This window comes from Paenibacillus ottowii (assembly GCF_050516475.1).
Lineage (GTDB): Bacteria > Bacillota > Bacilli > Paenibacillales > Paenibacillaceae > Paenibacillus > Paenibacillus ottowii.
On the sequence record NZ_CP191577.1, the window covers coordinates 572,882 to 596,028 of the forward strand.

Genomic DNA, 23,147 nt, shown 5'->3' on the forward strand with positions numbered 1-23,147 from the left:
GTGAAATCAGGTGAAGGCATGATTCCAAGGTATCTAGTTGATTTTGATGTAGCGAAATTGACCCAATTGGAAGCCGACGTCTTAATTATCGGCTCTGGCATTGCAGGCTTATATACGGCGATTAAGGCTGCGGAGAATCGGAAAGTATTGCTGATTACCAAGAAAAGTTTAATGGAAAGCAACACTCGTTATGCTCAAGGAGGCATTGCTGCTGTCACATCGGACGAGGACTCACCGGCTTATCATATGGAAGATACTCTGATTGCTGGTGCAGGTCTGTGTGAACCCGAGGCGGTCAGAGCACTTGTGCACGAAGGTCCAGGCGGTATTCAAGAGTTAATACGATTGGGAACGGCCTTTGATCGCGCGGGTGTTGAACTAGCGCTGACACGAGAAGGGGCGCATAGTCATCGTCGCATCTTGCATGCGAATGGAGATGCCACCGGTTATGAAGTCGTGCGTGCCTTGTCACAGCAGGTTGCTGCTCATCCCGGTATTGAGGTGTGGGAAGAGTGTATGGTCATCGACCTGCTGACTGAGCATGGGGAGTGTATTGGGGCCCTCGTCCAAATGCCAGATGGAGAGAGGTCGTATATTACTGCAAATGCAACAATTTTGTGCTCAGGAGGTAGCGGACAATTATACCGTTATACGACTAACCCGGAGATCGCAACTGGGGACGGTATTGCTATGGCATATCGCGCTGGCGCGATTGTACGGGATATGGAATTCATACAGTTTCATCCTACGGCGTTATGCCATCCAGGGGCTCCAAGGTTTCTTATTTCCGAAGCTGTACGGGGAGAAGGGGCCGTGTTACGCAACATTCATGGAGAACGCTTCATGGACAAATATGATTCTCGGCAGGAGCTTGCCCCCAGAGATATCGTAGCTCGTGCAATCATCCATGAGATGGAACGCACCCAATCTGCGTTTGTATACCTGGATATTACACACGAGCCGCCGGAGCGGGTAAAGCAACGTTTTCCAACGATTTATCAGACATGTCTGTCATACGGCTTGGATATGACGACAGGCTGGCTTCCCATTGCTCCTGCGGCCCATTATATGATGGGTGGTGTCCAGACCAATCTATACGGGGAAAGCTCCATCAGGCGTTTGTTCGCCTGTGGCGAGACTTCTTCCACAGGTGTCCACGGCGCTAATCGTCTGGCGAGCAATTCGTTATCTGAGGCTATTGTGTTCGCCAGCAGGATTATCGAGCGGCTGCCATCATTGCCGCCGCTGGTCGGACATACTTTGATATCTTATAGCGATAACCGTGCAGAGTATCAGGCTTCAACCGTCGTGGAACGGCGGCATAAGCTGCAAGAAACGATGGTGCAATATGCTGGAGTTCGTCGGCATAGAGACGGCCTGCAAGCAGCTTTAGAAGAGCTGAACAGGCAAGTTCCTGTGTTTCAGACTGTGATCGCCAGTCAGGAAGAGATCGAATTTGCCAATTTGCTCACCTGTGCTTTATTAGTAGTAGATGGTGCACTGCTGCGCGAGGAGAGTCGCGGGGCGCACTATCGTGAGGACTTCCCTGAGACAGATGATCGCGTGTGGCGTAAGCATGTTCAGCAGCGACGTGAGCAAGGGATAACGGAGGAGAGCGTTCATGACATCTAACAGCGAGCTTTATGGAGAGTTTAGCGGATATCAGGAAGAACTGACAGCACAAATTCGCAGCTGGCTGCGAGAAGATACAGGTTCCGGTGATGTGACCACACGCTGGACGATTGAGCCGGGCCACCAGTCCAAGGCTGTCATTCATGCCAAGGAGAGTGGCGTGATTGCCGGTTTACCCGTCGCTGAACTTGTATTTCGAGTAGTGGACCCTTCCTTGTCGTTCACTCCGCTAGCGACCGATGGCCAGTGGATTGAAAAGGGAAGCGTTCTGGCAGAGGTGAATGGGAGTACTCATGCCATTTTGACCGGGGAGCGATTGGCGTTAAATTTACTCCAGCGGATGTCCGGAATTGCCACACGGACGCGGAGTTTTATAGATCAATTGCAGGGACTTTCCACACGCTTGGTGGACACGCGTAAAACAACACCGGGACATCGACTGTTGGAGAAGTATGCTGTGCGTGTAGGCGGCGGCTCGAATCATCGTTTTGGTCTGTACGATGCTGTTATGATTAAGGATAATCATATTAAGGGCGCGGGTGGGATTGCACAAGCGGTGAGCCGAGCGCGCGCGCACATCCCGCATACGATGACGATTGAAGTAGAGACGGAAAACATGACGCAAGTCCAGGAAGCGCTGGAAGCTGGGGCAGATATTATTATGCTGGATAACATGTCTGTCCCAGATATGAAGAAAGCTGTTCGCTTCATTCGTGAACAGGCCCCACACGTCAAAACAGAAGCCTCAGGCAATGTATCGCTGGATACAGTGCGTGGGATGGCTGAGAGTGGCGTAGATGTGATTTCTGTAGGCAGGCTGACATACTCATTTCATAACCTGGATATCAGCCTTGACCTTAACGCAAAGAAAGATAGGTGACACCCATTGATTCTTGTAGTGGATGTAGGTAATACCAATATTGTTCTGGGGATGTATGAAGGGCGCGAGCTGTTACACCACTACCGGATCAGCACTTCTAGACAGGCAACCGCAGATGAATACGGCGTACTCATACATAATCTTTTTAGTATGGGCGGCGTATTAATGGATGACATCCAGGGAGTTATTATTTCCTCTGTCGTTCCGCCGTTGGTCCGGGTATTAGAGGAAATGTGCGATAAATATATTGGCAAAACGCCGTTAATTGTCGGACCGGGAATCAAGACCGGTCTTAACCTGCGTTACGAAAATCCGCGTGAAGTAGGTGCGGATCGGATCGTGAACGCTGTTGCGGCTGTAGAACGGTTCGGCGGGCCGCTTGTTGTGGTGGATTTTGGAACAGCAACGACGTTTGATTGTATTGATGACAAGGGAAACTATCTGGGTGGAGTCATTGTGCCGGGTATCGGCATTTCGACGGAGGCACTGTATCAACGGGCCTCCAAGCTCCCTCGTATCGAGCTGGAGAAACCCAAAAAGGTTATTGGCCGGAATACGGTCCATGCAATGCAGGCCGGGATTATTTTCGGTTATGCTGGACAAGTCGATGGCATTGTGAGGCGCATTAAGGAAGAAATGCAAGCGGAACCCACAGTTATTGCTACCGGAGGCCTTGCAGAGCTGATTGCATCAGAGACGGAAAGCATTCAGGAAGTGCTGCCGATGTTGACGCTCGAAGGATTACGCATCATTTACCAACGTAACGCTGAATAAAAAGTAGAACCAGGCTGCCGCTGAGTCGAACCGATGATTTTATCGGTTTGGATTAGCGGCGTTTTTCGTCTATACTGAAATATGTTACGTTTTTGGACATTCGCGTGATCTGTTAATGCAGGTTGTTTATATAGTTAGGAAATGATGCTTCAAGGATGAGGAAATACTAATGAAAATAAGCAGCATGGCTGCCTTGGACTATAGGGAGGATAACAATTATGGAAAATAAGCAGGATCGACTTATTCGCGGCACAGCCATGGATGGAAGGGTTAGAGCCTTTGCGGTTCGGACAACTCAATTGGTAGAGGAACTGCGGAGAAGACACGATACTTATCCTACAGCAACCGCTGCATTGGGACGAACCCTCACAGCGGGTGCAATTATGGGTTCTATGCTAAAAGGCAAAGAACGACTGACCATTCAAGTCAAAGGTGATGGGCCGATTGGACAAATTGTCGTTGATGCCAACGCTGTAGGAGAAGTGCGAGGTTATGTTACCGAACCACATGTGCATTTGCCAAGCAATAGTATGGGCAAACTGGATGTAGCGGGTGCCGTAGGTACAGAGGGATTCATTCATATTATCAAGGATCTGGGGCTAAAAGAACCGTACCGCGGTAGTATTCCGATTATTTCTGGCGAACTCGGTGAGGATTTTACCTATTATTTTGCCAAATCCGAACAGACCCCCTCAGCGGTCGGTCTGGGTGTGCTGGTAGATACGGATAACTCCGTTATTGTGGCTGGCGGGTTTATTATTCAGTTGCTTCCAGGCCTGAGTGATGATGAGATTACTGCCATTGAAAATGCAGTCGGCTCCATTCCACCTGTTACTGCTCTGCTGGATCAAGGGTTGGAGCTAGAAGAAATGCTGCGTTGGATGCTGCCGGACGTTCGTGTTCTTGATGAAATGGATATTCATTTCCAATGTGAGTGCTCACGCGAGCGCGTGGAGAAAACATTGATCAGCTTGGGAGAAAGTGAATTAAAGCAATTAATTGAGGAAGAAGGACAGGCTGAGGTCGTGTGTCACTTTTGTAATGAGGCTTATCAGTTTAATAAGGATGAATTGCAAAGTCTGTTAGATCAAGCCAAGGCCTAACCGGATGGGCGGTGCAAGCGATGACTACACGGGAAAAAGGATTATGGACAGCTGTCATTATTCTGACCGTTAGCGTCGCCGCCTTGGGTGGTCTTATCATGCTTCGGGGGCTGTTAAAGCCGGGTGATGTAAGCAAGGATGACGGCGATCATATTGTGGCGGAGATGGGTCAGGAAGGCATATCGGAGGAACAGTGGGTAGCGGAACTGAAAAAGCGATATGGAACGAATACGCTGTTGCAAATGTTGAATCGTAAAGCCGTGCAGGCTGAAACCAAGCGTCTCGGTATCAAGATCACCCAAGAGGATTTACAGCAGGTGCTGGAGCAGGATAGTAAAGGGTACGACTCAGAACAAACCTACTTTGAGGAGATGCAGCAACAGTTTGGCTTAGATCCGGTTGATTTGCGGAATGAAGCCGAATACCGGATCGGCTTGGAGAAAATAGCTACCGAAGGTATTCAAGTTGAGGAATCCCAGATTGACGAGTATTGGGAACAGCACCCTGAGGAATTTGCCGCTGGTAAGGAGATCAAACTGGCAGCCCTTTATGTGGCTAAAGCGGAGGAAGCAGAGGCGTTGCTGGATCGGGTCAAGCAAGGTGAAAGTTTCGACACGCTGCTTCGGGAGCATTCAGGTTCAGGTAACCCTCTGGGCGAGGATCATAGCGGACAACTGGGATGGGTGGATGAATATGACCCATTTCAACCGGAGGTGGTCATGAAGGCGGCGAGAGAACTAAGCTCCGGAGACGTTGCAGGTCCCATCTCCGTGAACAATGGCTATGCGGTCATTTATGTACAGGATGTCAGACTCAAGAACTCTCCAGACAAGCAGCAGATTCGTCAGCAGATTCGCCGATCTCTTGCGCTAGCACAAGCCGCTCCTTTGGAAGAGGTCGAGAAGAGTCTGCGTGATAAATATGGAGCGCGTATTTTATCTGGGAAAGAGGCATCTTCTGCTTCTCTCTAACATCGTAGAAGAAGCTTGATTTTAAAGGAAACAGGTGCGGATAACGTGGGTAAACAGCATTCCAGCTTATTTACTTGTATTGACATTGGAATTGAAGATTGTTATGATTAGCGTATAAAACCAACTATTTTTATCGGAAATCAAATGAACGGCATAAAACGAACAATGATTTACCTAGAATCATCTGCAATATGATTTCGCAATTTTTAATATATCATCTACAGTCAGGGAGGAATTATCATGGCTAAAGTTGTTAATAACATCACCGACCTTATCGGAGAAACGCCCCTCGTTCGCCTCAACCGGATCGTACCGGAGGATAGCGCTGAGATTTATCTGAAGCTGGAATATCAGAACCCAGGCTCCAGTGTAAAGGACCGTATTGCAATTAGTATGGTGGAAGAAGCTGAGCGTGAGGGGCTGCTTAAACCGGGTGGTACCATTATTGAAGCAACTAGCGGTAACACAGGAATCGGCTTGGCAATGGTTGCTGCTGCGAAGGGGTATAAAGCTGTAATTGTTATGCCAGAAACGATGAGTATAGAGCGTCGTAATTTGTTGCGTGCTTACGGAGCCGAGCTTGTGTTAACACCAGGCTCAGAAGGTATGAACGGATCTGTTAAGAAAATGGAAGAGCTGTTGAGCGAGAATCCGGAATATTTCGCTGCCGAGCAGTTCAAGAATAAAGCCAATATCAAAATTCACCGTGAAACAACGGGTCCTGAGATCGTAGAAGCGATTCGTTCCATTGGCGGTACTCTGGACGCCTTTGTAGCAGGCATAGGTACTGGCGGAACCATTTCTGGTGCCGGAGAAGTGCTTAAGAAGGAATTCCCTGATATCAAAATTGTGGCTGTGGAGCCCGCTTCTTCACCATTGCTAGCAGGCGGCAAGCCAGGACCTCACAAAATTCAAGGACTGGGTGCCAACTTTATTCCTGAAATTTTAAACCGCGACATCTATGATGAAATTTTCCATGTAGAAAACGATGAAGCTTTCGAGGTAGCACGTAGAGTAGCCAAGGAAGAGGGCATTTTGTCCGGTATTTCATCCGGTGCAGCTGTTCACGCAGCTTTGAAACTTGCTAAGCAATTGGGCAAGGGCAAACGGATTGTTGTCATTATTCCAAGTAATGGCGAACGCTACCTGAGTACACCACTATACAATTTCGAGCTGTAATTATGTCGTAATTGTGTATACTATACGTAAGGAGTCCCTCATTCCCTGTAACCGGGGGGTGGGGGTTTCTTTGTAAGGAAAAGAATGCAGACTTTTGGCAAAGTAAGGGAAGGGGCAGCACACACAGATGAAATGGACAGCTAGAGTGACGGAAGCGCAGTGGCAGGCTTGGCAGGAGGAAGACTGGAGCATGCTGCCCTATATTGCTGAGTACTCATTACCCGTTAGCGGCTTACCGTCATCGTGGCGGAAGGCTTGGGAGGATGCGTCACCATATGCCTTCTTACTGGAGAGCGCCAAGGGTGGAAGGTATACCTATCTGTCCTTAAATCCGGTTGCTGTATTGGAAGGCAAGGGGGAGCATGCAGTCTGGAATGACCTGCAAAGTGGGGAGCATGTTGATATACATGGACAACCTTTGACAGTCATGAACGATTGGATCGCCTCTTACCGTGCGCCACGTGTACCTGGCATGCCTTTTTTCTCTGGGGGATTTGCGGGTTACCTAGGCTACGATGTAGCCCGCTCGTTGGAGCGTTTGCCCAATCAAGCTGCAGACGATACAGATATACCTGATTATGTATGGATGAGGGTGAATGAGTTGTGGATTTATGATCACGAAGCCTCATGCCTATATTGTGCTGTTCATATGCCTAATCCTGCCCACTCTAGTAACCTCAGCAGTCAGACTGATCTGGATAATAACGTTATGTTGGATGAGACTACGTCTATACTTTCCGAGTATTATGCGGAAGCGGTCCAACGTGCAGAACACATGCTGACTCAGTGGATGAACATCATGCACGCAGGAGAGACTGATCCAGCTTATCCTCATCGTTGTGCTCGACTATCCGATGCAGGATTAGAGGCTGTTCATCAAGAATCTGAAGGCTGGAAAACAGCTTTCAGCCAACAGGACTTTGAACATGCCGTGAAACGTGTGCAGGAATATATTGCCCAAGGGGATGTATTTCAGGTGAACTTGTCGATTCGCCAGCAGCGTACGCTTTCAGCCCTTCCTGAGAATATATATGAATGGCTTCGTTTATTGAATCCATCCCCTTATATGGGGATGCTGCGTATGTCAGATTTACGGATCGTCAGTGGCTCACCGGAATTGCTGGTGAAGCTGGAGGATGGACGTGTGAGCGCCCGACCTATAGCAGGTACGAGAAGAAGGGGGCTGACACCGGATGAAGATGCCGCTATGGCAGCAGAGCTTCTATCCAGCGAAAAAGAACGTGCCGAACATATTATGCTCGTCGATCTGGAGCGTAACGATATCGGACGGATTGCTGAATACGGATCGGTGCATGTCCCTGAATTGCTGACTGTCGAATACTATTCGCACGTTATGCATTTGGTTTCTCAGGTCGAGGGAAAGTTAGCACCGGGTCGTACAGCTGTAGACGTAATTGCCGCTACCTTTCCTGGCGGAACTATCACAGGAGCGCCGAAGGTGCGCACCATGGAAATCATTGAAGAATTAGAGCCTGTCCGACGGGGGCCTTACACGGGGTCCCTTGGATGGATTGACTATAATGGTAATATGGAATTAAATATTATAATAAGAACACTAGCTGTTAAGGGCAACACTGCCTACTTACAGACAGGTGCGGGTATCGTCATTGATTCAGACCCGTACAGGGAATATCGGGAGTGTTGGAACAAGGCCAGAGCTGTCATGAAGGCGGTACAATGTGGCGAAGAAGAAGCCGCTTTGAGCAGGAGCGGTATCACAGGAGGGTGAGTCGTATGATTTTGGTGATTGATAATTATGATTCGTTTACGTACAATCTTGTGCAATATCTGGGTGAACTTGGGGAAGAAGTGACCGTGAAACGGAACGATGAGATTGATGTGAAAGGCATAGAAGAGCTTGCACCAGAGCATATTTTGATCTCGCCAGGTCCATGCACGCCGAATGAGGCGGGAATATCGCTGGATGTGATCAACCATTTTAAAGGCCGGATTCCGATTTTCGGCGTGTGTCTCGGTCACCAGGCCATCGGACAGGCATTTGGCGGTAAGGTTATCCGCGCTGATCGGCTCATGCATGGCAAAACATCACCGATTCTCCATCACAATACTTCAGTATTTGAGGGCTTGCCTTCTCCGTTCACAGCAACCCGGTATCACTCATTGCTGGTAGAGCGCGAGAGTCTGCCTGAATGTCTAGAGATTACCGCTGAAACCGCAGAGGGCGAAATTATGGGTTTGCGGCACAAAGAGTTTGCTGTTGAGGGAGTTCAGTTCCATCCCGAATCCATTATTACCGATTACGGGCATCAATTGTTGCGCAATTTTCTTAAACGCAAGGTAGGCGTCTGATTTATGAAATATATCGGAGTTAACGGCGTCCTCACGGAAGCCGCAAAAGCCGTGATTCACGTTAGTGATCACGGCTTTTTATACGGTATGGGCTTGTTTGAAACATTCCGTACCTATAAGGGTGCTCCATTTTTGCTGGATCGGCATCTGCATCGACTGAAGGAAGGCTGCCGAATGCTGGGCATTCCTTTTCAACCGGATGAAGAGCAGCTTACAAAATACATCCAGCATCTGATGGCGGCAAATGGGCTGGATGAAGCCTACATCCGCTACACCGTATCAGCGGGTGAAGAGGCTCTGGGTTTGCCATCCGGTGACTATACGCGGCCCAACCATATTTTGTTCGCCAAGCCGCTGCCTTCTACAAATACTCAAACCGGGCAATCCTCAGCACCGTCGGCGCTTCAGTTGCTGCGAACCCCTAGAAACACTCCGGAGGGTGAGGTTCGATTAAAGTCGCTCCATTATATGAATAATATTTTTGCGAAGCGGGAACTTCAGCAGTATGTCGAAGCTGTTCGTTATAAGGCTGAAGGAATGATGCTTACGGCCAGTGGTTTTCTGGCAGAGGGAATAGTCAGTAATCTGTTTTTTGTGCGAAACAATACGCTGTATACTCCTGACTTGTCTACTGGAATTTTGCCAGGTATTACTCGTGAGTTTATTTTGGAGCTGGCGCATCTGCGAGGTATTCCATGTGAGCAAGGGCTATACCGTTGGGACGAGCTGAAACAGGCTGATGAAATTTTTATGACCAACTCTATACAAGAAATACGACCCGTGGATTTATTATTGGAGCCGGGAGGAGCAGCGAGCCATTTATCGGCTCCCTTGGCAGAGACCGAGTCTATAACGGCTTTGCTGTTGCACGATTATAGGCAGAAAGCAGGGATGAAGTGAATATACCAACTCTTTATGAACGCAGCTATCAAATGGGGGAGGCCGAGCTTACACTCGGACATTCTACCCAGATTATGGGTATCCTCAACGTGACCCCGGATTCATTTTCTGATGGAGGATTGCATTATAATTCAGAGATTGCTGTTTTGCATGCGTTGAAGCTCGTGGAGGATGGAGCGAATATCATTGATATTGGCGGGGAGTCCACTCGTCCGGGTCATGAACCAGTAGGTGTGGAAGAGGAACTGGCTCGGGTCATTCCGGTTGTCCAGGCGATCCATCGAATTGCACCGCACATCCCGTTATCTGTGGATACTTACAAAGCCGAAGTAGCTAGACAGGCGCTTGAAGCAGGCGCACACATCATCAATGATGTGTGGGGGTTTAAGGCAGATCCTGATATGGCACGTGTAGCAGCGGAATTTGATTGTCCGGTCATTTTGATGCATAACCGTCACGACCGTAACTATACCGATTTGGTTTCTGATATGCTGTCCGATTTAAAGGAAAGTATTCAGTTAGCACTGGACGCAGGGGTACGTAAGGAGCAGATCATTTTAGACCCAGGCATCGGTTTCGCCAAAGATTATGATGAAAATATTCATGCCATGACTTCTCTTGATACATTGAGTCAACTGGGGTTTCCGCTGTTATTGGCTACATCGCGCAAAAGGTTTATCCGTACAGCACTGGACTTGCCTGTGAATGATGTGGTGGAGGGCACTGCGGCCACCGTCGCCTTTGGTATTGCCCAAGGGTGTCAGATTGTGCGTGTGCACGATGTGGCACAGATCAAGCGCACTGTGCGTATGTGTGATGCGATGGTGTACGGGTCTAAAAAAGCATTGAGTTATGGTGGTTAGAAGACGCTTCATAAACGATTTGATCCTGCGATCGCTGTTGCAACGGGATTCTTTTGAATTGATAAAATGTATATCTGTAAGAATCCCGTTGCAAAGGCGAGCGCTATGTACATCTTTAGTTGAGCTTATTTAGAGAAAATCAAAAAACAGGGGGCTATCCAAGTGGATAAAATGAAATTGCATCGCATGGAGTATTACGGATATCATGGCGTTTTCCCGGAGGAGCGTAAGCTGGGACAACGTTTTTATATAGACTTGGAGCTGGAGCTTGATCTGCGTGAGGCGGGTGAGCAGGATGCTTTGGACAAAACGGTTAATTATGCTGAGGTGCATTACACCGTGAAGGATATCGTAGAAAAGGAATCTTACCAATTGATTGAAGCTTTGGGCGAACGTATTGCATCTTCCCTACTGGACACTTATACTAGTGTCAATGCACTGACTGTCAAAGTGACGAAGCCGCATCCGCCGTTTGATATTCATTTTCAGGGTGTGACGGTTGAGCTTTATCGCGCAAGAAAGTAGGAACGATACATGAATGCACATTCGACCTCTGAGGCATCAGAGGCTTATATTGCTTTAGGGGCTAATTTGGGGGAGCGTGAGCATACCCTGTATGAAGCCATTACCGCACTGGACGAACATCCAGCGATACGAGTGCTGCGCTGCTCCAGCCTATATGAAACAGACCCTGTTGGCTATCTGGATCAGCCTTCTTTTTTGAACATGACGGTAGCCGTCTCTACAACACTTGCTCCAGAGGAGCTTTTGGTTTATATGCTGGAGGTGGAGAGTCGTCTGGGGAGGGTAAGGCATATTCCTAACGGTCCACGAACCATTGATCTGGACTTGTTGTGGATGGAAGCGGCACAATTGGCTACGCCAGATTTGGAACTTCCTCATCCTCGTATGTTGGAGCGTGCTTTTGTGCTGGTTCCTTTGGCTGACATTGTTCCGAGCCAAGATTCGTCCGGTCTGTACAGTATCGTGCATACAGCATTGAATTCTGTGGATGGAAAGGACGGCATACAGCTTTGGAAAACTTGCAGCTGGCGCAACGACTCCGCGCCTTTCGGAAGCTAAAAGGGTTTACCCAGCAGGAGTTGGCAAACCGAACCGGCATATCTTTGACTGTATTAGGTGCTGTGGAGCGAGGTAATCGTACAGTAGACGCAGACATGCTGAACATCATCGCCCAAACTCTAGAGATTGAAGTCCGGGAATTGACGGATTAACGATAAGTATCGATATAAAAGAAGGAACAAAGGGGGGAACAGATATGTTGAAAATCGGCGATATTGAAATGAAAAACCAAGTTGTCCTGGCACCCATGGCAGGCGTGTGCAACCCTGCTTTTCGCTTGATTGCCAAGGAATTTGGTACAGGTTTGGTATGTGCAGAGATGGTTAGTGATAAAGCCATCATTCACGGCAACAAGCGTACACGTGAGATGCTGTTTGTAGATGAGCGCGAGAAGCCGCTTAGCTTGCAAATTTTCGGAGGCGACCGCGAATCTTTGGTGAAGGCAGCGAAAGTCGTAGACCAGGAGACGAATGCAGATATTATTGACATCAATATGGGCTGCCCGGTTCCCAAAGTGACCAAATGTGATGCAGGCGCTCGGTGGCTGCTTGATCCAAACAAGATTTATGAGATGGTATCGGCAGTAGTAGAATCGGTGAGCAAGCCAGTTACCGTGAAAATGCGTATCGGTTGGGATAGCGAGCATATTTACGCAGTAGAGAATGCCCGCGCTGTTGAACGTGCCGGAGGCAAGGCTGTCAGCGTACATGGTCGTACACGGGAGCAACTGTATACGGGGCATGCGAATTGGGATATTATAAAGGAAGTTAAAGAAGCGGTATCTATTCCTGTAATTGGAAATGGTGATGTGGTAACACCGGAAGATGCCCGCCGTATGCTGGATTTGACCCATTGTGATGGCGTTATGATTGGACGCGGCGCGCTGGGGAATCCATGGATGCTGTACCGTACGATCGAGTATTTGCAGACAGGTAAGCTGTTGCCCGATCCATCACCAGAGGAAAAAATCCGTATTGCCATTCTGCATATGGATCGTCTGGTGGCGCTAAAAGGCGAAGCAGTAGCTGTTCGTGAAATGCGTAAGCATCTGGCTTGGTACCTTAAGGGGCTCAAAGATTCTGCACGCATTAAGGATGTAATTATGGAAGAAACAAAGCGCGACGATATGGTACGTATTTTGGAACAGTTTGTATCGCAATTGCACATGGTGGAAAATGAAGGGCTTTCAACAGACCCTGCTTCTCCTGCAGCTGTTGCGCAATAAGGAATCTGTTCTGACTTGTGGCCGCGATTGACTTTTCCAATTGCTTGCCCTATAATCGTTCAGTATAAAATCTTGATGTATACTACATTTTGTATGCAGCTCTCAAGACAACAGCAGGAAATGTTCTCATTCCCTCAGAGTGGCATATTATGTTTTGAAAGCGTGCATTCCGATGCACTTTTAAACTTTTCCCATGACAGGAGAATCGGTTGAGATGAGCGATAAAGAAGTCATTCTGACACAGGAAGGCCTTAGAAAGCTCGAAGATGAGCTTGAGAACTTAAAGTCTGTCAAACGCCGCGAAGTGGCTGAACGGATTAAGGTAGCCATCGGATACGGAGATATTAGTGAAAACTCCGAATATGAGGATGCGAAAAATGAACAGGCCTTTATTGAAGGCCGTATAATTACGTTGGAAAAAATGCTGCGCAATGCCCGTATTATCAATAGCGATGAAATTGACACCGATGTTGTGGGAGTAGGGGCAACGGTAACTGTTGAAGACTTGGAATTCGGGGATATTACAGAGTATGCTATCGTAGGTTCTGCCGAATCTGACCCGCTCCAAAACAAGATCTCCAATGAAAGTCCGGTTGGCAAGGCAATTCTCGGTAAGAAAAAAGGAACTGTTGTAGATGTAACCGTTCCAGCAGGTGTTATTCAATATAAAATCGTGGATATCAAGAAATAAAACACGGACTTTGGAATTTAATGTAAAAGCTTCCTTGTGGAAGCTTTTTTTCTCTACACCCGAGACGGACCCCGGCCCGTCTATTCATATGAAGGAGCTGATTTAGCACCATGTCGGATGAAACTACTAACCAGGAACTACAAGAAAATCGCGAGGAATTAAGTGAACTATTGCAAATTCGTCGTGCCAAATTGGACGAGCTTCGCTCATTGGGTATCGATCCTTTTGGACGCAAATACATACGCACGGATGAAGCGGGCGTACTACTGAGCAAGTATGACAGCTTGACCAAGGAAGAACTGGAAGAAAAAAATATTGAAGTTAGCATAGCAGGCCGTATCATGGCCAAACGAGTGATGGGGAAAGCCAGCTTTGCTCATATACAGGACCTTAGCGGACGTATTCAAATTTATGTTCGTCAAGACACTGTACCTGAAGCCAATTATAAAGCATTTGGTATTTTGGATCTCGGCGATATTGTTGGTGTTAAGGGCGTACTCTTTAAGACCAAGACAGGTGAAACGACGATCAAAGTATTGGATATTGAGGTCTTGTCCAAATCCTTGTACCCATTACCGGAGAAATACCATGGTCTGAAAGACGTTGAATTGCGTTATCGTCAGCGTTACGTAGATCTGATTATGAACCCAGAAGTACAAAAAACGTTCATCACACGGTCTCGTATCATTCAATCCATGCGTCGTTATCTGGATTCGCTCGGTTACTTGGAAGTTGAAACTCCAACGTTGCACGCCATTGCTGGTGGAGCAGCGGCGAAGCCATTTATTACACACCACAATGCATTGGACACGCAGCTTTATATGCGTATTGCTATTGAGCTTCATTTAAAACGACTAATTGTTGGCGGAATGGAGAAAGTATATGAGATCGGGCGTGTATACCGTAACGAAGGTGTATCGACCCGTCATAACCCTGAGTTTACGTTGATCGAGCTATATGAGGCGTATGCTGATTATAAAGATATCATGCAATTGACAGAAAACTTGATTGCACATATTGCGCAGGAAGTACTGGGCACACAGCACATTCAGTATCAAGGGCAGGAAGTGGATCTGACGCCACAATGGCGCAGAGTTTCCATGGTCGATGCTGTTAAAGAAGTGACAGGCGTAGACTTTAGTGTGCAAATGAGTAATGAAGAAGCTCATCGCCTTGCAAAAGAGCATAAAGTTCCGGTTGAACCGCACATGACATTTGGCCATATCTTGAATGCATTCTTTGAGCATTTTGTAGAGGAAACGCTCATTCAGCCAACCTTTATTACTGGACACCCGGTTGAAATTTCGCCGTTGGCCAAGAAAAATGAGCAAGATCCGCGTTTTACGGATCGCTTCGAGCTGTTCGTGGTCGCTCGCGAGCATGCGAATGCGTTCACTGAGCTGAATGATCCAATTGACCAGCGCCAACGTTTTGAAGCACAATTACTGGAACGTGAGCATGGCAATGATGAGGCTCATGAAATGGATGATGACTTTATCCGCGCCTTGGAATACGGTATGCCGCCAACAGGTGGGCTGGGCATCGGCATCGACCGTTTGGTTATGTTGTTGACAGATGCGCCTTCCATTCGCGATGTGCTGCTTTTCCCACATATGCGTAACCGTACAGTAGAATAACATAACATTATGAATATAGAGGATCAGCCGGGGTTCCCGTGTCTTGTTCCTCTTTTTCATAAGAACGGATGGAGAGGAATACTTCTGATGAAACGCAGCGTCAAGCTTAGTCGGTTCGCATCGCCCCCTTTTATATTGGTCATCGGATATCTATTGATTATCGCATCGGGGACTTTACTACTGATGCTTCCTGTTGCCAATCATGGTGGACATGCTCCGCATTGGATTGATTCGCTTTTTACGTCCGTCTCTGCTGCTTGTGTCACAGGATTAGTCGTTGTTGACGTTAATTCGACCTATACCGTATTTGGAGAAACTGTCATTTTGGTGTTAATGCAGCTGGGCGGACTGGGTTTTATGACCCTAGCGACCTTATTTGCGCTGTTAATGGGGCGACGACTATCGTTGAAGGATCGGTTGCTGCTTAAGGAGGCGATTAACGCCGAGAGTATGGAAGGGATTGTGCGCATTATTCGCAAGGTGCTGATCTTTTCTTTTACCATTGAAGCGATTGCAGCTATCGTCTTGGCTTTGCGCTGGATGCGAGAAATGCCTGTCGGACAGGCCATATATTATGGGATATTTCATTCCGTATCTCTCTTTAATAACGGTGGCTTCGATCTGTTCGGGACTAGCTTTCAGCAATATGCTGGGGATTTTGTTTTCAATATGATTGCATCTGTGCTTGTGATTTCGGGAGGATTGGGTTTCCTTGTCCTCAGTGACTTGTTCGATTTCCGTCGTACCCGAAGACTAACTTTACACTCTAAAATGGTACTAAGCGTATCGGGAGCGCTCATTGTAATTGGTGCGCTGGTTCTATTTATTTTTGAGTTTACCAATGCACGGACCCTGGGTGCACTGAACTGGGAAGGAAAAGTATATGCTGCTGTCTTTCAATCCATCTCCACGAGATCATCGGGCACAAGTACAATTGATGTCAGTGGGTTAAGGCAGGCCAGTCAGTTTTTTATTATGCTGCTGATGATTATCGGTGCTTCTCCAGGCTCTACTGGAGGAGGAATTAAAACGACTACGTTTCTGCTGATGGTAGGGGCATTAATCGCCGTTATGCGAGGACAGAAGGAGATTGTGTTTTTCCGCCATAGGGTTCCCCAAGATATTATGATGCGAGCGTTGACCATCATTGTGTTGGGACTATTTATATTCTCGATTGTGGTTATACTGCTCTTGATGACAGAGGATGCCTCATTTCTCTCGCTTGCATTTGAGGCATCTTCTGCAATCGGAACGGTAGGATTGTCTTTAGGAGTGACGCCAGGATTATCCGACGCAGGCAAGCTGATTATTTGTGTGACCATGTTTATTGGCCGAATCGGTCCTCTTACGATTGCTTATGCCATTCGCCCACGTTCGACCAAGACGTTGTACCGTCGTCCCGAAGGACATGTTGTAATTGGATAGCTTATCTATGTAAAAGATGCACCTGTGCTGATGACAGGGTTGCATCTTTTTTTATTGCACATATCATAATCCTTTATTTGCAGCATATCATGAAAAATGCCCAATTTGAGAGTAAGAGGAAATACATTAAACAAACGTAAATCTTTTGTAAAAAAACGGCTATTTGTTTCCTTTTATGTAATTATAGACAAAATACTAGGAATTTTATGTATAATATTGTATGATAGTGGGCATGAAGGGGGGGAACTTAGGGGAACACCAATTTCAAAATTGAAAGGAATCGTCTAATTATGTATTTATTTATTATTAGTGCTGAGGTTTTATTTTGGGTTTTTGTAGTTGCAGGGTTAGCCGCAAGGTATATGTTTGGGTTAAAGAAGTTAGGAGGCCTTCTTTTACTATTTACCCCAATTATTGATATCCTGTTACTGATTGCGGTGTTCATCACGGTGAGAAGTGGCATGGAGATTACGACTGCTACTGGTCTGGCGGCCTGTTACTTTGGTATTACGGTGGCATTTGGTCACAGGCTAATTAAGTGGGCAGATGTGCGTTTCTCTCATTGGTTTGGCAAGGGACCTAAGCCAGAACGCAAATATGGTGCTGCTCATGCAAAAGAGGAACGGATAGGCTGGTTGCTTCACCTCTTGGGCTGGGCTATAGGCAACGCTTTATTGCTCGCCATTATTGTATATGTAGGTGATCCGCAGCGTACAGCGGCATTAGAGGGCATTATGCAAACATGGGCAATCGTTCTGGCAATCGACTTTGTTGTCTCCTTTAGCTATACGTTAGCTCCTAAAAAACATAAACATAAGGCTTAGCCTTAGATAAAAAGCTTCAAGGTTAGATAGGTCAGACTGGTTGCTCAGGATGTTCAAATCGGAGGATCATGGATGGTGGAAATGATGTAGTTCCTTCCGATCGTGGGGTGAGTCTATCGTTACAATGGAAATATTTACAATAGTATGATATTTTTATATGGAACTCGCTTTGAAAATCACCTTATTGTTCCTCTCTACCTTTTCACACGCATGGATTCCTTCCGATTTGAACACAGACCAATAAAAACAAGGTTCACAATTTTTAGAATATTCTTGTCATCTGCCTAAAACGTTGACTATATATGTTTGGCAACTGACGCGATAATATTCCAGGAAAGATTATATATGTCTATAAATGTAGACAAACGCAATTAAGTTGTTATTATGTTTAAAAATGTAAAAAAGAAAGGTGGTTTCTGTGGCAGTACTACTGAGTGGTAAGAACATTTTGATTATGGGTGTGGCGAATAACAGGAGTATTGCCTGGGGGACAGCCCAGTCTTTAGCTGCGGAAGGAGCAAATCTCATTTTTACTTATGAAAATGAGAGGGTTGCAGAACGGGTGCTAAAGCTCGCTGAAACCATTCCGGGGTCCATTGTCTGTCCTTGCAATGTACAGAGCGATGAAGAATTGGACGCCCTGACGGATTTCCTTAAGGAGAAGGTAGGCGTCTTACACGGTTATTTCCACAGTGTTGCGTTTGCTAAGGCTGAGGATTTGGAAGGCTTGTTCGTCGACACTTCTCGCGGGGGATTCGCAGTGGCTCAAGAAATCAGTGCCTATTCTCTGGCTGCTGTATCCCGCCGAGTATACCCGCTGATGACGGAGGGTGGAAGTATTGTCACCATGACGTATATCGGTGCAGAACGAGCGATCAAGAATTACAACATTATGGGCGTAGCGAAAGCTTCACTGGAAGCGAGCATGCGCTATCTGTCGAATGATCTGGGTACCTATGGCATTCGTGTAAATGCAATTTCGGCGGGTCCTATACGTACCTTGGCCGCCTATGGCATTAAAGATTTTAACACAATGCTAAAGCATATTGAAGAAACCACGCCCCTACGCAAGACGGTCGATACGTCCGAAGTCGGAGATACGGCGTTATTCCTATTTTCCCATTTATCGAGAGGCATTACGGGTGAAGTGATCCATGTAGATGCTGGATACCACATTACGGGGATGTAAGGGGGGAACGTTGTGCTTATTACGCATACGGATTGCCGTATTATCTCGCCTGAAGGGATAATGAGCAGGGAGCGTCTGGAGCGGGACGTGATGATCTTCTCACGGATGTTGGCTCTCAGAGGAATTCCCGATGACGGTAGAGTCATTCTGAAAGCGGCCAATTCCTATTGGTTTGTTGTATCTCTGTTCTCCCTGTGCCATCTCGCAGTTTCGGTAACTGTGGTGGACGAGCAGACAGTAATTGATGAGGTGGCCCAAATCTATGATGAGGCAGGTGCCTGTTGCATCCTGACCGATTCTGCTTTAGAACTTCCTCAGGCTCTCGTTATTCTGATTCAAGATCTCATTCAGGAAGAAGCAGTACACCCGCATTGGGTGGGAGAGCCAAAGCCCGAATCCCTCGATTTTAACAAGTGGTGCGAGAGATCGGATGCGCTTATTCTGTATTCTTCAGGTACGACGGGAAAACCCAAGGGAATCGTGAAAGCTGGTGCAGCTTTTATGGACAATATCAGGCATTCCATACACGCGATGGACTACATACCGTCTGACCATATGCTCCCTGTGGTGCCTTTCTCTCATTTTTATGGAATTTCACTTATCTTCTCCTGGTGGTTAACCTCATGTTCTCTCATCATCTGCAATCCTAAAAACCTCTGGAGCGTCATTGCAAGTATTACGAAAGACCGGGCGACGGTCGTAGACGCTAACCCCTCTGCTTTTTACACCTTGTTGCGTATGCTAAGCCGAAAACCCGAACAACTGGAAATGATCAAGCAATCTCCAGTCCGCATGTGGTGCGTAGGCGGCTCTCCACTTACTCAAGACCTCGAAGAGAAATTTTACAACATATTTGGACAGCCCCTGCTGAATGGTTACGGCCTATCTGAACTGGGCAATGTTACGCTGGGAACGCTGGATTGTCCGAAGGGTTGTGGCAAACCATTACCCGGCGTGGATTTGAAAATACTAGATTCTACAGGCAACCAGCAGGCAGATGGTGTAGGCGAAGTGTGGATACGAAGTGCCGGATGCATGGAAGGTTACCTGAATCGTCCGGACCTGACACAATCCGTTCTACAGGATGGCTGGTTCAAGACAGGAGATCTAGGCTATCTGGATGACGGAATGCTGTATGTTATTGGTCGCAGCGGTAAGACGGTCAATCGGATGGGCTACATGGTCTCTCCCGTCTATATCGAGGATCGGATTGGTTCGCTAGGCTACCGTTCCTGCGTGATCACCTTGGAGGATGAGGCTAAAGGGACATTGCTTGTTGCATTCATCGAAAATGAATCCTCACAGGTCGTGCCTGTGCTCCGCAAAGAGATGAATCAGGTGCTCCCTTCTTACATGTTTCCTGATCTTTTGCTTCCGCTCGATCATTTTCCCCTAAATCGCAATGGAAAAGTAGATCGTCTGGAGATGGAGCGCGTCGCTCTTGAGAAAGCTGCTTCTCGCAAGGCATAACAAGATATTTACTAAAACTGCATATAGGAAAGGGAGAATGTGCCATGAGTATAAATCCAGAACTGGCAGAAAACACACTGTTTCTGAAAAGGCATGAATCTATTCTGAAATGCCTCCATTATTTGATTGAAAATCGGCAGGAAGTGATGGATATTCTCACACAATTTTCATCCTATCGGGCCGCTAACGCAGAAATCGACTCCACGATCCTCACACTTCAAGGTGCATTACAAGAAGTGCAGACCCATCAGCCAAGCTGGCAACGATCTATGGCTGTATTTATGCCTTCCAACGTCATTTTGTACTCCTATGCATTATACCTCTTGATTCCGTCCCTGTACGTTGAAAATATAGACTTTCGCCCTTCTTCTCACGTAAACGAGTACGTCAACATGCTGCATGAAAAGCTCCAAGCTGTACACGAATTACCTATCTATATTCGTAAAGTTAGCCAGAAGGTGTTCATGGAGAACTCTGTGATGCCGGCTGATATTGTGGTGTTTACCGGAAGCTACACCAATGCGGAGAAGATCAAAAAGCAGATCCGCAAAGATCAGCTCTACATTTTTTATGGACAAGGGATAAATCCTTTCATCATTGGACCAGATGCCGATCTGGAGCTGGCGGTTACCGACGTGATTCGCATGAGATTGTTCAACTCCGGGCAGGATTGCCTAGGACCTGACATCATCCTGGTACATCAAGAGGTGAGTGAGCCATTCAAAGACTTGCTGATTCAACGGCTTGATGAACTCGTATTTGGGGCCAACAATGACCCGAATGCGAACTACTCCCCTATATTCTATAAAGATACACTCTATTCGGTCTCTGAATATTTTAATACGAACGATAAGTTTATTATTTACGGCGGTGGCATTGATTTCCGTACGAAAAAGATGGAGCCAACGGTTGTATACAGTGAATTGGAGCAGAATCTGGAGATTATTGAGTATTTTTCGCCAGTTTTCAATGTAGTTAGCTACCAAGATGACGAGCAATTGATCAAGCGCATTTCCTCCAGTTATTTCAGTGAACGTGCAATGGGTTGCAGCTTATACGGGTCAGAGCATTTGAGTGATGTTCTACGAAAGAAGCACACATTGACCATTAATCAAACACTTGAAGACGTGGATCAAGGCAATAAGCCTTTTGGCGGCTATGGCACGATGTCGAACTATATTTTTTACGATTATAAGCTCGTTTCGAAGCCAATCTTGATCTCGGAAATTGTCGCAGAATATTTGTCAGAAAAGAGGAGTTTGGTATGACCGCGAGCATATCCCCCTGGGATGCCATCATTGGCTACTTAAAATCGGCTGGGGCCCAGCACCTCTTTGGATTGCCAAGTGATGATCTCAATATTGTAGCGTCACTCCCCTCATCCGGTATGGATTTTATTTTGTGCAAAGACCAGCGTAATGCTGTGTTTATGGCCGCAGGCTATGCGCTCACAACTAACCAGATGTCTGTATGTGTTGTGGGAAAAGGTCCTGCGCTCAGCAATACACTTACGGGGCTGCTGGAAGCTAAGAACCTGGGCGCTCCGCTCTTGCTCCTGGCGCTTGGCACCGGAGGAGACAAGCTGGGTACCCGATCCTTTCAGGAAGCCGATCAAATCTCACTCGTGAAGCCGCTCGTCAAATGGGCTTATCGTGTCGAGCATGTGGATCGGCTTGTATGGGCGATGGAACGGGCTGCCTTTTTGGCTATCAATGGAGCACCGGGCCCTGTCTATATCGAGCTACCTGAAAACCTGATGGACCAGTCTGTGCCAGCAGACATTCAGTTTGCCCCGCTAGAAAAGCTGTCGTGCGCTCCGTCTATGCGGGAACTGGATGCGGCATGGAGCATCATTAAGAATGCCCGCAGGCCACTCGTTTTGGTCGGCGGCGGAATGAAGTCAGGGACAAGCGATGTGATTGAGCGGTTCGCTAACCAACATGGAGCAGCTGTATTCGCAACTGCTTCGGGACGGAGTGTAGTGAATGAAGATCATGAACTTTTCTGTGGTGTTGCTGGGCTCTATACCGATCTTAGTCTGAGACAAATCTGGCAGGAATCCGATGTGGTCATTACGCTGGGCAGCCGATTGGAAGAAACGGCTACGTTCGAGTGGGATATTTTGCTGCAGGATACGCCTTTGATTCAAGTCAATGTAGAGCTGGGAGATTTCGCGCACGAATTCAGGGGCATCAAGGTGCTTGGTGATGGATATGCGGCAGTGGAGCAATGGCTTGAACGGCGCGGGCAAGAGCCCGATGGAGCGTGGCTTGAAACGATCGGGAGATGTAAACAGAAGGCTTTTTCAGAGAGGGCCAATTATCTGGAAGAGCTGAAAAAGGCCCCCGGCATCCACGTTCCAGAACTGTTGGACATGATTCAGACGGAGTTCCCTGAAGACCTGGTGCTTTTACAAGAGAACGGATTGCAGGATATGTGGTCCTACTTTTACCCATATTTCCGTTTTACCTCAGGCTCACTTTCGATTGTTCCTAGTGACCAAACGAGTCTTGGATTCGGTGCGGCCGCTGCTCTCGGGGCAAGTGTGGCGACAGAACGCCCGGTAGTAGCGCTTGTAGGTGATGGTGCATTCAATCTATTTTTTTCAGATTTTATGACGGCGGTACAGTATCAAATACCAGTAATTTATCTTGTACTTAATAATGGCGGCTACGGTTGGCTGCAAAATCAGATGAATTATAAGCATATCTCAGGACAGGCCTTCCCATTTGTTTCGGAGGCGGCCAAGACAGGAATCCAAATTCCCCAGTATGAGTTTGTCGAAAGTCTGACGATCCGCAGCAAAGGGGAGGCTCGGGAGCAGCTTCAGCTTGCTTGGCAAATGTACAAGGAGAACAAGCTTGTGGTCGTCGAGGTATTTGCTGATCTTGCAGATGTGCATGAGAAAATTAGTCATGTATATGGCGACTTTCCTCTCTACGAGCAACAGGCTTCCAAGAATTAATTTCA

The 23,147-nt window shown here is 47.2% G+C and carries 22 protein-coding genes; all 22 read left to right on the forward strand.

The genetic code is table 11. The features are described 5' to 3' along the window. Positions 1–18 precede the first annotated feature (18 nt). The 22 genes from nadB to ACQQ6X_RS02675 all read left to right on the forward strand — a co-directional run bounded on the left by nadB (position 19) and on the right by ACQQ6X_RS02675 (position 23,142). Positions 19–1,632, forward strand: coding sequence for an L-aspartate oxidase (gene nadB / locus ACQQ6X_RS02570; RefSeq protein ID WP_305167921.1), 1,614 nt, complete (start codon positions 19–21; stop codon positions 1,630–1,632). Next, positions 1,622–2,512 (forward strand): carboxylating nicotinate-nucleotide diphosphorylase, encoded by an 891-nt coding sequence (gene nadC, locus ACQQ6X_RS02575; RefSeq protein ID WP_305167922.1) that lies wholly within the window; start codon positions 1,622–1,624, stop codon positions 2,510–2,512. The genes nadB and nadC overlap by 11 nt, the downstream gene beginning before the upstream one ends. A 6-nt stretch (positions 2,513–2,518) precedes the next feature. Continuing rightward, positions 2,519–3,286, forward strand: a complete 768-nt coding sequence (locus tag ACQQ6X_RS02580) for a type III pantothenate kinase (RefSeq protein ID WP_063208382.1) — start codon at positions 2,519–2,521, stop codon at positions 3,284–3,286. 218 nt (positions 3,287–3,504) lie between these two features. After that, positions 3,505–4,389, forward strand: a complete 885-nt coding sequence (hslO, locus tag ACQQ6X_RS02585; protein ID WP_305167923.1) for an Hsp33 family molecular chaperone HslO — start codon at positions 3,505–3,507, stop codon at positions 4,387–4,389. Between the two features lie 20 nt (positions 4,390–4,409). Next, positions 4,410–5,360, forward strand: a complete 951-nt coding sequence (locus ACQQ6X_RS02590; RefSeq protein WP_305167924.1) for a peptidyl-prolyl cis-trans isomerase — start codon at positions 4,410–4,412, stop codon at positions 5,358–5,360. Positions 5,361–5,600: 240 nt separating this feature from the next. Next, positions 5,601–6,539: a cysteine synthase A gene (cysK, locus tag ACQQ6X_RS02595; RefSeq protein ID WP_063208388.1), complete on the forward strand. Its 939-nt coding sequence runs from the start codon at positions 5,601–5,603 to the stop codon at positions 6,537–6,539. Positions 6,540–6,666: 127 nt separating this feature from the next. Continuing rightward, positions 6,667–8,289, forward strand: coding sequence for an anthranilate synthase component I family protein (locus ACQQ6X_RS02600; RefSeq protein ID WP_305167925.1), 1,623 nt, complete (start codon positions 6,667–6,669; stop codon positions 8,287–8,289). 5 nt (positions 8,290–8,294) lie between these two features. Further along, a complete protein-coding gene (pabA, locus tag ACQQ6X_RS02605; RefSeq protein ID WP_063208392.1) occupies positions 8,295–8,870 on the forward strand; it encodes an aminodeoxychorismate/anthranilate synthase component II in 576 nt (191 codons plus the stop codon). A gap of 3 nt (positions 8,871–8,873) precedes the next feature. Beyond that, the gene (locus ACQQ6X_RS02610; RefSeq protein WP_305167926.1) at positions 8,874–9,770 is read left to right on the forward strand and encodes an aminotransferase class IV; all 897 of its coding nucleotides are present in this window, start codon (positions 8,874–8,876) and stop codon (positions 9,768–9,770) included. After that, positions 9,767–10,633 carry a dihydropteroate synthase gene (gene folP, locus ACQQ6X_RS02615; RefSeq protein ID WP_305167927.1) on the forward strand — a complete coding sequence of 289 codons (867 nt, stop codon included), beginning with the start codon at positions 9,767–9,769 and terminating at the stop codon, positions 10,631–10,633. The genes ACQQ6X_RS02610 and folP overlap by 4 nt, the downstream gene beginning before the upstream one ends. Positions 10,634–10,795: 162 nt before the next feature. Beyond that, the gene (gene folB, locus ACQQ6X_RS02620; protein WP_063208398.1) at positions 10,796–11,158 is read left to right on the forward strand and encodes a dihydroneopterin aldolase; all 363 of its coding nucleotides are present in this window, start codon (positions 10,796–10,798) and stop codon (positions 11,156–11,158) included. A gap of 9 nt (positions 11,159–11,167) precedes the next feature. Next, entirely contained in the window at positions 11,168–11,716 is a 549-nt protein-coding gene (gene folK, locus ACQQ6X_RS02625) for a 2-amino-4-hydroxy-6-hydroxymethyldihydropteridine diphosphokinase (RefSeq protein ID WP_305167928.1), read from the forward strand. Beyond that, positions 11,668–11,868, forward strand: coding sequence for a helix-turn-helix domain-containing protein (locus ACQQ6X_RS02630; RefSeq protein ID WP_063208402.1), 201 nt, complete (start codon positions 11,668–11,670; stop codon positions 11,866–11,868). Before folK ends, ACQQ6X_RS02630 begins: the two co-directional genes overlap by 49 nt. Positions 11,869–11,912: 44 nt before the next feature. Next, positions 11,913–12,941, forward strand: coding sequence for a tRNA dihydrouridine synthase DusB (gene dusB / locus ACQQ6X_RS02635; RefSeq protein ID WP_305167929.1), 1,029 nt, complete (start codon positions 11,913–11,915; stop codon positions 12,939–12,941). 214 nt (positions 12,942–13,155) lie between these two features. Next, on the forward strand, positions 13,156–13,632 hold the full coding sequence (greA, locus tag ACQQ6X_RS02640) for a transcription elongation factor GreA (protein WP_007428055.1): 477 nt from the start codon (positions 13,156–13,158) through the stop codon (positions 13,630–13,632). Between the two features lie 110 nt (positions 13,633–13,742). Continuing rightward, positions 13,743–15,269: a lysine--tRNA ligase gene (gene lysS, locus ACQQ6X_RS02645; protein WP_063208406.1), complete on the forward strand. Its 1,527-nt coding sequence runs from the start codon at positions 13,743–13,745 to the stop codon at positions 15,267–15,269. 87 nt (positions 15,270–15,356) lie between these two features. Continuing rightward, on the forward strand, positions 15,357–16,694 hold the full coding sequence (locus tag ACQQ6X_RS02650; RefSeq protein WP_305167930.1) for a TrkH family potassium uptake protein: 1,338 nt from the start codon (positions 15,357–15,359) through the stop codon (positions 16,692–16,694). Positions 16,695–16,984: 290 nt separating this feature from the next. Beyond that, positions 16,985–17,518, forward strand: coding sequence for a hypothetical protein (locus tag ACQQ6X_RS02655; RefSeq protein ID WP_305167931.1), 534 nt, complete (start codon positions 16,985–16,987; stop codon positions 17,516–17,518). Between the two features lie 418 nt (positions 17,519–17,936). Next, positions 17,937–18,707 (forward strand): enoyl-ACP reductase FabI, encoded by a 771-nt coding sequence (fabI, locus tag ACQQ6X_RS02660; protein ID WP_305167932.1) that lies wholly within the window; start codon positions 17,937–17,939, stop codon positions 18,705–18,707. Between the two features lie 12 nt (positions 18,708–18,719). Beyond that, positions 18,720–20,177: a class I adenylate-forming enzyme family protein gene (locus ACQQ6X_RS02665; protein ID WP_305167933.1), complete on the forward strand. Its 1,458-nt coding sequence runs from the start codon at positions 18,720–18,722 to the stop codon at positions 20,175–20,177. A 44-nt stretch (positions 20,178–20,221) separates the two neighbouring features. Next, entirely contained in the window at positions 20,222–21,445 is a 1,224-nt protein-coding gene (locus ACQQ6X_RS02670; RefSeq protein WP_305167934.1) for an aldehyde dehydrogenase family protein, read from the forward strand. Beyond that, a complete protein-coding gene (locus ACQQ6X_RS02675; RefSeq protein WP_305167935.1) occupies positions 21,442–23,142 on the forward strand; it encodes a thiamine pyrophosphate-binding protein in 1,701 nt (566 codons plus the stop codon). Before ACQQ6X_RS02670 ends, ACQQ6X_RS02675 begins: the two co-directional genes overlap by 4 nt. The last annotated feature ends 5 nt before the right edge of the window (positions 23,143–23,147 follow it).

Coding starts and splice junctions, on each gene's coding strand:
- nadB (WP_305167921.1), top strand. CDS start 19: ATGATTCCAAGGTATCTAGTTGATTTTGATGTAGCGAAATTGACCCAA.
- nadC (WP_305167922.1), top strand. CDS start 1,622: ATGACATCTAACAGCGAGCTTTATGGAGAGTTTAGCGGATATCAGGAA.
- hslO (WP_305167923.1), top strand. CDS start 3,505: ATGGAAAATAAGCAGGATCGACTTATTCGCGGCACAGCCATGGATGGA.
- ACQQ6X_RS02590 (WP_305167924.1), top strand. CDS start 4,410: ATGACTACACGGGAAAAAGGATTATGGACAGCTGTCATTATTCTGACC.
- cysK (WP_063208388.1), top strand. CDS start 5,601: ATGGCTAAAGTTGTTAATAACATCACCGACCTTATCGGAGAAACGCCC.
- ACQQ6X_RS02600 (WP_305167925.1), top strand. CDS start 6,667: ATGAAATGGACAGCTAGAGTGACGGAAGCGCAGTGGCAGGCTTGGCAG.
- pabA (WP_063208392.1), top strand. CDS start 8,295: ATGATTTTGGTGATTGATAATTATGATTCGTTTACGTACAATCTTGTG.
- ACQQ6X_RS02610 (WP_305167926.1), top strand. CDS start 8,874: ATGAAATATATCGGAGTTAACGGCGTCCTCACGGAAGCCGCAAAAGCC.
- folK (WP_305167928.1), top strand. CDS start 11,168: ATGAATGCACATTCGACCTCTGAGGCATCAGAGGCTTATATTGCTTTA.
- dusB (WP_305167929.1), top strand. CDS start 11,913: ATGTTGAAAATCGGCGATATTGAAATGAAAAACCAAGTTGTCCTGGCA.
- greA (WP_007428055.1), top strand. CDS start 13,156: ATGAGCGATAAAGAAGTCATTCTGACACAGGAAGGCCTTAGAAAGCTC.
- lysS (WP_063208406.1), top strand. CDS start 13,743: ATGTCGGATGAAACTACTAACCAGGAACTACAAGAAAATCGCGAGGAA.
- ACQQ6X_RS02650 (WP_305167930.1), top strand. CDS start 15,357: ATGAAACGCAGCGTCAAGCTTAGTCGGTTCGCATCGCCCCCTTTTATA.
- ACQQ6X_RS02655 (WP_305167931.1), top strand. CDS start 16,985: ATGTATTTATTTATTATTAGTGCTGAGGTTTTATTTTGGGTTTTTGTA.
- ACQQ6X_RS02670 (WP_305167934.1), top strand. CDS start 20,222: ATGAGTATAAATCCAGAACTGGCAGAAAACACACTGTTTCTGAAAAGG.
- ACQQ6X_RS02675 (WP_305167935.1), top strand. CDS start 21,442: ATGACCGCGAGCATATCCCCCTGGGATGCCATCATTGGCTACTTAAAA.